The organism is Streptomyces canus 299MFChir4.1 (assembly GCF_000383615.1).
Taxonomy (GTDB): Bacteria; Actinomycetota; Actinomycetes; order Streptomycetales; family Streptomycetaceae; genus Streptomyces; species Streptomyces canus_C.
The window spans coordinates 1-12,523 of the sequence record NZ_KB911660.1; the positions used below are offsets into that span (position 1 = coordinate 1).

The window sequence follows — 12,523 nt, forward strand, 5'->3', positions numbered from 1 at the left end:
GGTTGGTACGTCTGCGGCGAGCCGGCAGTAGGTGGCGGGCTATCTCGCGCAGTCCCTCGGTGAGGGATACGGCCAAGCGGTCAGGGGGAAAAGGCCGCCTGCGCGATGACCTGACGTCGGGCGAGGCGGAGGGTGCGGGTGAAGGAAAGTCGGTCCGGGTCCATGTCGACGCCCTCGGCGGCGATGTGCATGAGCTGGCGGATTGCGTGGTGGACCAGCAGATGGGCCCAGACTTCCTGCTCGACACCGTCCGGCGAGCGGGACCGCAAGACCTCGGCGGGGCCACGCTGGTGGGTCTTGAGTTCATCCAGAGCGGTCTCGATCTCCCACCGCTGGTTGTACAGGGCCGCCAGTTCCGTGGCGGGTGCTGCTTTGTGGTCGAGGATGGTGGTGATCAGCCGGTAAGGCGCTGACTGTACCGGTCGGCCGGGGTCGTCCAGGGTGTACTCGATGACCCGCACCACACTCGGGTCGGTGCGCTTGCGGTGGTCTTTGGCGGCGACGATGTCCGACAGGTATGAGCCGTCGGGAAGCTCCCGCCGCACCGGCAGCACGGCAGTGGACTTGATCCGCCACAGCAGGTCCGCGCCGCCGGCCGAGGCGGCCCGCCACTGCGCCAGGCCGGCGAACCCGCGGTCGGCCATCAACAGATCGCCCGAGCCCAGGGCGGGAAACAGCTCTTGCGCCAGGACCGACTCGGCGGTCGTGAACGGCCCCAGGGTCGCGTGTGTGATCGCATGCGTGCCGCACTCGGCCAGTGCCACCACCCGTACCTGCGGGAACGCCGACCGCTCGCCCCGATGGGTCTTCGCCCGCCCGAACCGCGCGCCGTTCTCGTCACTGTCCGGCACGTCGAACGTTGTCCCGTCGACCGCCATCAGACGCCAACTCCGGTACCAGGCACCAGGGGTGGCCTGGGTCGCCACCGGCCCAGCGACCTGCTCGAACAGCGCCTTCAATGGCTGCGGCCCAAGCCTGACCCGGGCCCGGGAAATCGCCGCTGTAGTGGGCACCTGCCACGACCCCGACCAACGCCGGGCCCAGGCCAGCCCCTCGGTCAGCAGCCTTGCGACCTCCTCATACCCCTGCCCGGAAAACAGGCACATGGCGAGGACGAAGTAGACCACCACCCTTGGCGGCAGCAGCCGTTGACGCTGACCGGTCTTCCCGGACTCCGCCACGACGCGGTCGACCAACGCCGGCGGAAACGTACGCGTCAGCAGCCCGATCGCGATCCGGTCCGACAGCCGCTCGTCACTCTCCGGCTTGACCTGCCCAGGGCGTGGCATCCAGGCACCTCCTGGGCAGACAACCTACCAGTCGAGACCGTTAAGTCACTGGTATTGCGTCTAGCCTCGATCGTTCATGAGTCCTCGTCGATTCGCTGACGGGGACTCTGCGTTTGTGTGGTGCGGTCTTTTCGGGGTTGGGGCAGGGCGAGGGTCCGGCTCTCGCGTCGGATGGGCGCCGGGTCCCACTTCACCGGTGTGTGGTGGTGCGGTTCGTAGGGACGCTCGATGTGGCTGGTCAGCCGGGGTTCGGCAGGGCGTGGAGCCTGGCGATCGCGTGGCTGATGACGGCGGTCCAGGGCCATCGGGCGGGCAGGCGGAGCCAGCGGCGGCGGCCGGTGTTCACGAGCTGCGCGGCGGCGGAGAACAGCCGCAGCCTGAGCTTCTTGACCTCCCAGCGGCGGGCCTCGCCGCTCAGTGCGAGCATCGGCATCCAGGCGAGGAGGTCGAGTGCGAGGGAGACGATCTCAAGCCAGATCCGGTTCTGTGCCGTGTCGTGCAGGGGCAGGTTGCGCAGGCCGGTGGCGCGGGTGCCCCCGGATGCGGTCCTCGCAGCGGGCCCGCCTGCGGGGACGCAGTTCGAGGTCGGCGAGCTGGCCGCCTTTGGTGTTGGTCGCGAAGCAGGTGAGTCGGTTGCCGTCGAGTCGGCCCGGTGGCCTCCGATCCGACCATCTCCCGCCTGGTCGACGCGCTCGCCGCGTCCGGCCCGAAAGCTCTTGCGGCGATCCGAGGCGTACGTTCCGAAGCACGTGAGCGAGTCTGCGAGTTGGCCGGGGCAAGCAGTCCGGCCGCCGACGGCCAGGTGATCGTGGACATCGACGGGGTGCTGCTCCTCGCACACTCCGAGAAGCAGGACGCCGGCCCTGCCGCGGCCCGGCAACGCGGGCTCCAACACCGCCGCCGACCACATCGAAACCGCCCAACTCGCCCTGACCCAGCTGCCCCAACGCCAGCGGCAGGAACGGCAGACGCTGATCCGCACCGACTCCGGCGGCGGCACCCACACCTTCCTGGACTGGCTCTCCCGGCCTTGGCGATGGCTGTCGTATTCCGTCGGAATGACCACCACCGACGCCATTCCACCAGGCCGCCCTCAAGGTCCCGCCCGCCGCGTGGACGGTGGCCGCCGAGCTGGGCGGCGAGACTCGCGACGGCGCCTGGGTCGACGAACTCGACGCCCGGCGAAGAGAGCTCCGCCGGGCCCCCTTCGTCAGGGAATGTTGTAGTAGTCGACCATGTCGTCGGCGAACGCGGCCCAGGCGTTCGTGCTCTGAGAACCCCAGATGCCGTCGACCTTGCCGGCGTTGTAGCCCTCGAAGTTCAGAAAGCGCTGCAGAGCCTTCTTGGTCTGAGTGCCGGGGATCCCGTCGATGTCGCCCTCATAGCCGTTGTAGAGGGACAGAACCTGCTGTATCCCAATCCAGCTGCTGTATCCCAACTCGCCGTCGATAGGGCCGTTGTAGAGATTGTGAAACCGCTTGAGCCAGGTCTGCACGCCCTTCGCCTGACGGATGGTCAGACCGAGGTTGAAGACGGCCTGCGCCCCGACTTCGCCCTCGGCCATGGCCTGTTGGGTCACCCGCGCGGTGGTGGCGGGCTGCGGGACCGCGTAGCCGGGTACCGCGCCGGCGAGGGTGCCGACCGCGAGAGCCACGGCGACGGCGGCGGGAACGAGCGTCTTTCGGAGAATCCTTGTCCTCATGGCACTTCCTTCTCGTGGGATGGTGAGCATCGCGACCGCAGGACCGGAAGTCGCCGCGGACACTGAGCTGACGGGGGGCGGGCCTGCCGATGCGCCTGGTACGGCCGTTATGCCTGCCCAGCGCACCTCGGCCGTCGGCCTTCCGCGCCGGTCAGCCGCAGGCGTTCGCCTTCTCGCCGTTGTTGTAGGCGGCGGAGATCCAGCTCCCGGTGGCCGGGTTGCGGAAGTAGTACGCGCCGTGGTCCGACTTGCCCCGCAGGAATGTCACCGGCCGCGCGGAGTCTCCGTAGTAGACGTACTGCAGAGTGCTGTTGTAGTCGCCCCCGAACCGCAACCCGTTGTCGGCGTTCACGAAACTCTGGACCTCGGCCCTGCCGGAATCCAGCTCACCCCAGCTGTGATCCAGATTCCACTGACGGGTTGCCGCCTGCGTACCGGAACCGAATACGCAGTCGATGTCGCTGGTGTACCGAAGGTAGCCGTCGCTCCAGAGGATCCACTGCCACAGCCCCGCCACGTTCGTGGTGTTGCCGTAACCGATCGGACCCTCGTCGTTCCAATCGTTCTCGTAGCCGTTGCTGAGCCCGGGATCCGCGTCGACATATCCCTCACCGACAGCTGACGCCGGAGACGTACCGGATGACAGGGCGAACGCCAGGGCGGCGACGACAACCAGCGACGCCTTCTTGCACTTGGACATATGGGTCTCGTTTCTGGTTGGGGTGAGTCGACCCTCGACGCTTTCGCCGAGGTCGTCGTCTGGCATGCTGCGGCCGCACTCGGACTCTTCCTGCCAACGGGCGCGGGTCGGCAGTTCACCGGCCGTGTCCCGTAGCAGCCGGGGGCGCAGGTCCCGCGGTTCCGCAGCGGAACGCCTGGGGCCGCGGTCGGCTGTCACCAGGCCCTTACGCAGTAGTCGGCCCACTCGGCGAATGCGGCCTTGGTCTGGGATCCGGCTATGCCGTCTATGGCTCCGTGGTAATAGCCCTTGTCGCGGAGGATCTCCTGCAGTCCCGCGATGGTTTTCGGTCCCACGATCCCGTCGATCAGGTCGTCGTAGTACCAGGGGCTCATGTGTTTCTGAAGGGCCTTCCAGCTGAGGGTGCCGAGGTAGCCGTCGACTGTTCCGGCGTACCCCGAGGTGCCCTTCAGCATCCGCTGGATCCCCTTGGCCTGGGTGGTGGTCAGGCCAAGGTTGACCACCGCGCTCGCCCCGGCCTCGTCGGCGCTGACGGCCGGCCGCGCGGTCGGCTCGGTGACGGCGAAGCCGGGGCTCGCGGAGGCGAGGCCGGTCGCGGCCGCCCCGATGAGGACGGTGACGCTGACGAGTGTCCTGCTCCATGGCCTGGGTCGCATGCCTTGCGAGTAGGGGGTGGAGCCGCTTTTCGGCATACCGCTTTCCCACGCGTCGGAGCCGGCCGCAGCTGCCATTGCCTGGCTGGTTGTTGTCCAGGTGGCGCCGGGCCCGAGTGCCACTGGCTCAAGAGCCCGGGCCCTGTCTCACGGCTGGGTCAGCACCTGTTCGAGGACGCCGGCATAAAGCTGTGCTCCCGCGATATTGGGATGGAACGACTTCATCGAGGCCGGGCCATCACTGTCGGCCTTCGAACGATCGGTGAGTACGATCCCGTTGATGGCCAGGTTGACCTCGGGGCTGCAGATCACCCGCCCTTCGAAAGCGGTACGAGGATCGGCGAACACCGCGTTGGCGAGATACTGGGAGTTCGCGGCGGCCACGGCGGCCGACATCTGGGCCGCCAACTGATCCGCGACGCCGTTCAGCCAGATCGTCTCCGCCCGGTTGACGAGGCCGTCGCACGGTACCGCCGGGTCGAGCAGCTCGGGGTATCCCATCAGGACGATACGGGCGTTGGGCGCCTGCTCATGGATCGCGCGCAGCGTGGCGGTGAGACGTGGTGCGATCTCGTTCTGCAGCCAGTCGGGCACCCACTCGCTCAGTCGGCCGGTGGTGCCCCCGGTCGCTTCCCCGGTGTCCGGGTCCCAGGCTTCGATGCCGGTCGGGTCGTCCTGGCAGTCATCGGTGAAGGTTCCGATGAGACAGTGCGTGATGATCGGGACGAACCCGGAGTCGTTTCCTCCGACCGACAAAGTGACCAGCGTGGTGTTCTGGTCGAGATAGCCCTGCTCGATCTGGGGAAGCTCACTGTTCTGGCCGCGGTTCAGGATGTTGTAGTGCTGGGCACCGGAGCAGGCGACGAACTGGTAGTCCATGTCCGGGCTTCTGCTGTCCGCCATCTCGCCGATGGAGTCGGCGTACAGCGGCAGCGTGGCCACGCGGGACCATGTCTTGGTCGACCGGTGACAGGCGTTCCTCGTGGCGGGGTTGGTCTCGTCGTAGTAGTCGCTCTCGGGGTAGTAGTCGTCGCCTGCCCTGACGGTGACGCCTTCCCCGGACGAGAACGAGTCGCCCATGGCCACGATCTGGTTGGCCGGCTTGCCGCCCAGTGGTTCGAAACCGACGGCGTCCCAGGCCACGTCCTCGGTTCCGTTACCGTCCTTGGTGACGTTGGAGAGCTGTACCCGGGGTGTGTCGACGAAGTTGAACGCGCCGAGCGAGAGCCACTTGTTGGACATGACCCGCTGCGGCTTGACCCGGTTCGGACTCGTGGAATCGGTACCGAGGACGGTGTAGTACGCCTGGCGGGTGTGGGCCCCGTGATCCGGAACGTGCACCCAGACCCGCATCCACCCCCGTGCCTCCGGGCGCAGGGTCCACGTACCCGTCGCCTTCGGCCTGGCGGGTTCCGACGAGGGCTGCCGGTAGGTGTGCGAGAACCAGAAGTGGTTGTCGTACCCGGCGCCGAGTTGATGCAGGTCCATGCGCCCCGCGGGCGAGGGGAAGTCGAAGGAGAAGGAACCTGCCGATGTGGAGGCCCCGCAGCTTCGTCCCGATCCGCCCATCGGAGTGACCCCCTCCGCCACGTCGTCGACGATGAGGGTTCCGGCGGGCAATTCGGCTGTGCACCGCGGCGGATAGGCGGTGCCGTCGGGCTGCTCGGGATAGCTCGTGTCGAACCGGTGCAGCGGGTAGCCGCACGCGCGCGCGGCCGGACCGCATTCCTTCCAGGTCGCCGGCCCGTGATACCAGCACTTCAGGAACAGCGGGTCGTCCTCGTCCGTGGGCAGCAGACAGGGGCCGTTCTCCTGCTCGTCGTCGTTCTCGATCAGGGCGGGATCGCAGTCGTTGACGAAGCCGCTGCAGAACAGACCGATCGGCGGCTTGGCATCGGTCCGGAACAGGCCGTTGAGCCATGTGGCGGGGCGGTAGCCGGCCCCGAGTTCGCCGGGAGCGGTCATGGCGAAGAGAGGACGCCCCGCCCAGCCGATCACCTTCTCCGGATAGGGCCAGTCCTGCGGGTGCCGTGCGTGCTCGTAGTCGTCCCGCCCGAACTCATCCTCCAGGAAGGGGGTGCGGTTCTCCTTCCACAGCGGATTGGCCGGGTTGTTGGTCCAGCCGACGCCCCACTTACCGGAGTTGGCGGCCGCGGAGGACTGGGGGTAGTAGCCGCTGTTGTAGGCCCACAGGGCGTAGAACCAGTTCTCGATCCACTGCGGCTCGCCGTTGTTGATGACCAGTCCGTCGGCCTGCGTCTGGTTCCACTTGTCGGCCAGGATGTCCGCGCCCTTGGCGATGTTCGCCGCGTAGTCGACCGCCACGGCCTGCTGCTGCAGCTCGGTCATGGTCGGTTGGCCCTTCCCGGGAAGACGCATGCCGTCGGTGACCTGGGTGACGCCGTAACCGCAGTCCGAATCCGACCAGTTGATCGCCCAGGGGTCCTCCTGATCACCGTCGGGGCTGTAATCGACGCCGTAGAAGTTGCCGATCAGCGGGTTCGCCGAGACGCCGGGGACGGCGTATCGGGTGGCCTGCCACATGTTGGACTCCTGCGCGGTGATACCGAGCATGATCTGGGCGGGGATGTGCCAGTTGGCACCGCTGCCCCCGCTCAGCTCCCGCAGCGGGAAGAGGCTCTGGGGCGCGTAGGAGACGTCGATCCCGGTGTTCTTCCAGTTGATCGGCCGTGATGCCCCCGAGTTGAGGTTGCCGACCACGGCCTGATCCACCGCCCACTCGATCTGACGTGGCGTCGGCTGGAATGCCTGCAGCTTCACGTCACCCCGCGGCACCGAGCACGTCCGGTCCTGGTCGACCGGGCTTGCCGCCGTCGAGACCTCACCCGACGTGGAGGCGCCGTCGGTCTTCGCCGGCTTCGGTAGTACGGGGCTGATCGCCGTGGACGTCAACTGCGCCTTGACGCTGCCGATCCGTACCCCTGGCAGTGCGTCGAGTTCGGTCGTCCTACCGGTGTCCAGCGCCTTGAGGGTGATCCGCGCCGGGCGGGCCGCGAGGGCGTCCTCCTGGGAGATCCGGGAGTCCTTGCCATCCGCCCACGCCGTGGTCAGCGCGGCGGCACCGGCACTGGAAACGCGGGCGTCCTTGTCGATCCCACCCGGGTTGCGGACCACACCGGGCAGGCTCGTCCCGGACTTGGCCCTACCGGTGACGAAGACCTGACCACCCGGGGTGCGCGCCAGGTCGAAGGCGGTCAGGTCGCCCTGGGCGAGCTGCGTGGCCTTTCCCTTGCCGTCCGCCGAGCGCACCTCGGCGGCGGTGACCCGGGAGACGGCGGCCCGGTCATCGGCCGACTCCTTCTCCTTGTCGCCGGGCAGGCGGTCGATGAACGTGACACCGCCGTCCGCGTCCGGCTTGAGCTGGAACGGCACGGCGTGCGTACGCGCCACGGTCCGTACGGCCGTCCCGTCGATGCGCACGACCTGCCGGCCGCGTGCGGCCACGATCCGGCCGTCCGCCACGGGCACCGCCGAGGTGACCTGACCGGCCACGTCCGCCTTCTCGGTACGGCCGTTGCGCGCGTCGGCCGTGACCAGCCGGGTCTCGCTCCTCGCCGAGCTCAGCTCGTCGGTGAACTGCGAGAACACGGCTTGATCCCCGGTACCGCAGCCCGGCGAGAAGTAGCCGAGGGTCGCCTGGAACGGCAGCTTGCGCACCGTGCCGCTGGTCAGGTCGACGATCGCGGTGAACGCGCCGCGGCTCATCAGCTCCGGCTTGTTGGTGAAGGTCCGTGGCGCGTATGCCACCGCCGCGTACCTGCCGGACGCGGTCACGCAGGCGTTGCCGATCCACGTGTCCGTCTCGAATCCCGGCTCGGCGAGCGAGGCGGCGGTCCGCCACGCGTAGCCGTTCTTCTCGTCGGCCACCATCACATGGAACCCGAGCGCGTCACCGGAGGTCGTGAACGCCCGGTCCTGGGACTTCCTGTAGTCCGAGCCCAGCCGGTCGGCCCGCTCGCCGACGGGGACGGCGGACGGCTTGGGGTCGGCCTCCTGACTCGGGGCGGTGGCGTCGGCCGCACCGGGCGGCACGGCCTCCTTCGCGTACGCCGGTGCCGTCCCGAGACCACCGGAGGCCACTGCGAGCAGCAGCCCCATGATCACGGGCACATGGGCATGCCTGAATCTTTTGCGTCTCAACTTCCTGTCCTCACTCGGTGGGTGACGCCTCGACCGGGGCGTGCGCACACCGGCGAGGTCAGTGGTCGAGCAGTCGTTCAGCCGCCAGGAACGAAGCAGGTCGCGTAGGGCTGGTAGCTCGCCGTTTCCCACAGGTTCGAGCCCAGACCCGCTTCAGGGTTCTCGAAGCGGTAGGAGCCGGCAGAGCTGCGTACGAACGTGACAGCGTGTGCCCTGCCGAAGTAGGTGACCTCGCCCGTGCTTCCCCGGAGGTGGTTGTCCGCGATGCCGAACGTCTGGCCGCCCACGGCTCCGTCTGCCCCCAGGCCCCACCTCGTCTGCAACTTCTTCGTCGCATAGGTGGTGTTGGCGCCGAAATCGCAGTCGATGTCCGCGTAGTCGAATGCCGTGCCGTTCTGTTCCGTGGCGCCCTCTGCCCACAGGACGTACTGCCACAGACCGACCGCGTTGGACAGCTGATATGTGCCACCCGCCCAAAGAGGGCCCTCATCCCCCCAGTCGTCGGTGATCGTGCCGCTGCCGAAGACGACCCCCTGCGAAATACTTGCCGACGCGGGGCTCGTGCTCAGCGCCGTCAAGCCCAGGGCGGCACCTGCGGCAAGCGCGACCAAACCCTTCCCGATGGACATACGTTTCCCCGATTTCCCAGAGTGGGAGGCGGCAGGATTGCTCGCCTCGAACGACTCTGTACGACGGCGACGGTAGCCTCGCCCGGTCGCTGGGTGTGTCGGTCGTTTGCCCCACAAAGGAACAGGGGACCGAGCAGGTTGCAGACTTGCTCCACCTTGATCGAGGGCCACCTACCCTTGTTTCTATGTGGCACGGGGGTGTTTCTATGTGGCACGGGGGACGCAAGGGGAACGGGGTCGGAGCCATCGAGTCAGCAGACGGGCCCAGATCCAGCGAGCGCCTGTTGATCCTGGCCCTTGAGCGGTTCGGGGTGTGGCTCCGGTCCATCGTGGTCTGCTTGTGCGGTGCGCTGGGCGTCGTCTCGGCGGATGCGGCGGAGATTCCCCTGGCGGTGTCTCTGCTGGTGCCCGCTTTCCTCGCCTGTGGTGTGCGCCTTTACTCGCTGCGCCGGCCGCGCCTGTTCCCGCTCGCCCTGCTGTGGACGTTGGACGCGGCCGTCGTGGTGCTGACGGGACTGTCTCAGCCGGTGCTCGGCGGTGACGTCGCGGAGGTGATGGTGGAGGCGATAGTCGGCATCAGCGTCGTCGCCTTCCAGTACGAGTGGGCGACGCGACCGGTGGCCGGGGCTGCCCTGGCCGCGTTGGGGGCCGTCGTCTACGTGCTGGGCGACGTCCTCGCCTCGCCCGGGCACAGCCCCGACTTGGTACCCCTGGTGCGCATGCTGATCCAGGTGGCCCTGTCGAGGGCCGCCTACCTCATCGTTCGGGCGCTGGCCAGGGCGGCTGACCGGTCGGCCGCGGTCAGGGCGGCGGCGCGCCGGGAGATGGAAGTCGCCGCCGCACGCAGGGCGACCGAGCGCGAGTACCTGGCGACCCTGCACGACACGGCGAGCGCGACGCTGCTGATGGTCTCCCAGGGCGACGGCCGGGACTGGTCGTGGCTGCCTCCACGTGCCAGACAGGATCTGGAGGCCATGTCCGCCGTGCCCGGATTCGAGACGGGAAGCGTCGATCTCGCGGCTCTTCTCGGCTGCGTGCCCGAGGGTGAGGGACAGACCAGGGTGCGGCTCAGGACGCACATCGATGGCCCGCTCGCGATTCCGTCCGGCCCTGGGCTCGCGATATTCAACGGGGTCCGGGAGGCCGTCACCAATGTGGCACGCCATGCCGGGGTGCGGGAGGCGGAGCTCAGTGCATGGACGGAGGGAGACTGCGCCGTCGTCGAACTGTCCGACGCGGGACGGGGCTTCGACCCGGAGTCCGTCCCCGCACGGCGCCGGGGTATCTCCGGTTCCATCATCGGCAGGATGCACGCGGTCGGAGGCTCCGCTTCCGTCACCTCTCATCCGGACACCGGGACCCGAGTGCAGTGGCGCTGGCACGGCCCTACCCGGGCGTCACAGGCAGGGGACAGAGCACAGTCGACCGGCGTACCGCGCCCGCCCCGCGCCCAGGTACAGCACACGGCCGACGTCCGCTTCATCCGCGGGCGGCTCCTTTACGGGACCCAACTGGCCGTGCTGCTGATCAGCCTGGCGTGGCAGTTCACCATCTCGCTGCGCCGGCTCGCGGTCCACCAGGACGTGTACCGCCCCGCGTGGGCACAGACGGCCGCCTTCGTCTGCCTTGCCGCCGTCGCGGTGATCGGGGGCGCCTATCTGCTGCGTGGCAGGCAGATCCCTCCGAGGGTGCGCGGGTGGAGCCTGGGCTCGGTGCTGGCCGTTTCGGCGGTATGCGCGTTCACGCTCCCGCCGGAGCAGTCGACAGGTGCGCCGGACTGGGCGTTCGGAGTGGTCGGCTGGCATGCGCTGTTCCTGCTGGCAGACCTGCGGGTCAGGGTTTTCGCGGCGTTCCTCGGGGCGCATGTGGGGCTCAACGCGACCGCTGTGTTCCTGTCCGGGGCGCCAACCGTCGCCCAGTGGGCCACCATGGGGATCTCCACGATAGCCAGCTGCGGCTTCCAGCTCTCCGTCGGTGTACTGATGACGTACCTGCTCCACGGTACGGCGCCGGCAGCGGGGACCGCGTCCGCGCGGGAGGAAGAACTGCGTACCCGGGAACGCATCCACGAGGACATGCAGCGTGATCACAAGGACCGCTACCGCGCCCTGACGGCGACGACAGTGCCACTGCTCGCGGGCCTTGGCCACGGTGTGCTGAGCCCGCACGATGAGGAGGTCAGGCTGCGGTGCGGCGTGGAAGCCGCCCGTATGCGCCGCCTGTTCGCCGAGGGCGATGCCGTCTCCGACCCGCTGCTCAACGAGTTACGGGCGTGCGTGGAGGTGGCCGAGCACCAGGAGGTGACGGTGAGCCTGGCCGTACGAGGGCAGCCGGGTGAGGTGCCTGTGGAGGTACGCAGGGAGTTGGTCGACCCAGTGGCGGTGATTCTGGGCCGTACCCGCTCGACCGCGCGGGTGACTGTCGTGTGGACACCCCGCGCGGTACGTGTGAGCGTGGTCAGCGAGGACTGCGCCGGCGGCCGTGGCATGGAAGAGGCCGCTCAAGCCCACGGCCGTGCCACGGACGCGAAGGTGACCGTGGAAAGAACGACCCGCGGCGAAAGCGTGTGGGTGGAGGCCGGCTGGAGAAGACCGGCGGCCTCCGGAGTTGAGCTGACATGAGTAACAACGCACCAGTCAGCGTGGTCGTCGTCGACGACCATCCCGCCATTCTTTCGGGCGTAGAGGCGTGGTACGCCGCATCACGGCGGCCTATCACCGTGGTCGCGGCCGGCAGCTCCGTACGGGAGGCCTGGACCGCGCCGGGCAGCACGGCCGATGTCGTCGTCCTCGATCTGCAACTGAGCGAGGGTGGCCCCGCCTTCAGCAGCCTTCGAAGACTCGTCGACGCCGGGCGGCAGGTGGTCGTCTACTCGATGCGGGACGACGAGAAGACAGCGCTCAACTGCCTGGACCTGGGAGCCGCGACCTATCTGACCAAGAGCGAGGGGCGGGACCACCTGGTCGAGGCGACGCTGGCAGCAGCGGACGAGCGGCCCTACATGCCGCCCGCGCTGGCCGGCGCACTGGGCACGAACACCCGCGCCGACCGTCCCCAGCTCTCCCTACGCGAGGAGAACGTGCTCATCGAGTGGTTCCAGTCGGAGTCGAAGGAGTTGGTCGCACAGCGCCTCGGCATCTCCGTTCGGACGGTCAACTCGTATCTGGACCGGGTGCGGATCAAGTACGCGAACGTCGGCCGCCCCGCGCGGACCAAGGCAAGCCTGGTGGCCCGCGCCATCCAGGACGGGCTGGTCGACGTGGACGACCTCTGAGCGAGGGCAAAGGGGACAGACTAACCTCAATACCAGTGACTTAAGGAATCGGGTCCCAGCTTCTTGGGACTTTGGTCGGTGGGTTGATTGGGGCTGTGCGCCAGTGCGGGGCGAT

Annotated in this window: 8 protein-coding genes and 2 pseudogenes; 3 read left to right on the top strand and 7 right to left on the bottom strand. The window is 68.4% G+C overall.

Features of this window, described 5'->3' with window-relative positions:
• Positions 1 to 80: 80 nt before the first annotated feature.
• Together H293_RS0147705 and H293_RS56750 are read right to left on the bottom strand one after the other, a co-directional pair.
• Positions 81 to 1,289, bottom strand: a complete 1,209-nt coding sequence (locus H293_RS0147705; protein WP_020124821.1) for an IS4 family transposase — start codon at positions 1,287 to 1,289, stop codon at positions 81 to 83.
• Between the two features lie 238 nt (positions 1,290 to 1,527).
• A pseudogene (locus H293_RS56750) lies at positions 1,528 to 1,930 on the bottom strand (transposase); the annotation flags it as partial.
• Positions 1,931 to 1,935: 5 nt separating this feature from the next.
• On the opposite strand from H293_RS56750, the pseudogene H293_RS56755 reads away from it, so the two are divergent.
• Positions 1,936 to 2,471, top strand: a pseudogene (locus H293_RS56755) (transposase); the annotation flags it as partial.
• A gap of 28 nt (positions 2,472 to 2,499) precedes the next feature.
• Here the strand turns inward: H293_RS56755 and H293_RS0147715 are convergent.
• From H293_RS0147715 to H293_RS52265, 5 genes are all read right to left on the bottom strand, one after another.
• The gene (locus tag H293_RS0147715) at positions 2,500 to 2,991 is read right to left on the bottom strand and encodes a peptidoglycan-binding domain-containing protein (RefSeq protein ID WP_020124822.1); all 492 of its coding nucleotides are present in this window, start codon (positions 2,989 to 2,991) and stop codon (positions 2,500 to 2,502) included.
• A 151-nt stretch (positions 2,992 to 3,142) separates the two neighbouring features.
• Entirely contained in the window at positions 3,143 to 3,691 is a 549-nt protein-coding gene (locus H293_RS59615; protein WP_020124823.1) for a hypothetical protein, read from the bottom strand.
• Positions 3,692 to 3,885: 194 nt separating this feature from the next.
• Positions 3,886 to 4,347 (bottom strand): peptidoglycan-binding domain-containing protein, encoded by a 462-nt coding sequence (locus tag H293_RS0147725; RefSeq protein WP_028808853.1) that lies wholly within the window; start codon positions 4,345 to 4,347, stop codon positions 3,886 to 3,888.
• 144 nt (positions 4,348 to 4,491) lie between these two features.
• Positions 4,492 to 8,505 carry a golvesin C-terminal-like domain-containing protein gene (locus tag H293_RS52260; RefSeq protein ID WP_158694592.1) on the bottom strand — a complete coding sequence of 1,338 codons (4,014 nt, stop codon included), beginning with the start codon at positions 8,503 to 8,505 and terminating at the stop codon, positions 4,492 to 4,494.
• A gap of 77 nt (positions 8,506 to 8,582) precedes the next feature.
• On the bottom strand, positions 8,583 to 9,134 hold the full coding sequence (locus H293_RS52265) for a peptidoglycan-binding domain-containing protein (protein WP_020124825.1): 552 nt from the start codon (positions 9,132 to 9,134) through the stop codon (positions 8,583 to 8,585).
• 284 nt (positions 9,135 to 9,418) lie between these two features.
• On the opposite strand from H293_RS52265, the gene H293_RS0147740 reads away from it, so the two are divergent.
• Both H293_RS0147740 and H293_RS0147745 read left to right on the top strand, forming a co-directional pair.
• Positions 9,419 to 11,755, top strand: coding sequence for a sensor histidine kinase (locus H293_RS0147740; protein ID WP_020124826.1), 2,337 nt, complete (start codon positions 9,419 to 9,421; stop codon positions 11,753 to 11,755).
• Positions 11,752 to 12,408, top strand: a complete 657-nt coding sequence (locus H293_RS0147745; RefSeq protein WP_028808854.1) for a response regulator transcription factor — start codon at positions 11,752 to 11,754, stop codon at positions 12,406 to 12,408. Before H293_RS0147740 ends, H293_RS0147745 begins: the two co-directional genes overlap by 4 nt.
• Positions 12,409 to 12,523: the final 115 nt, after the last annotated feature.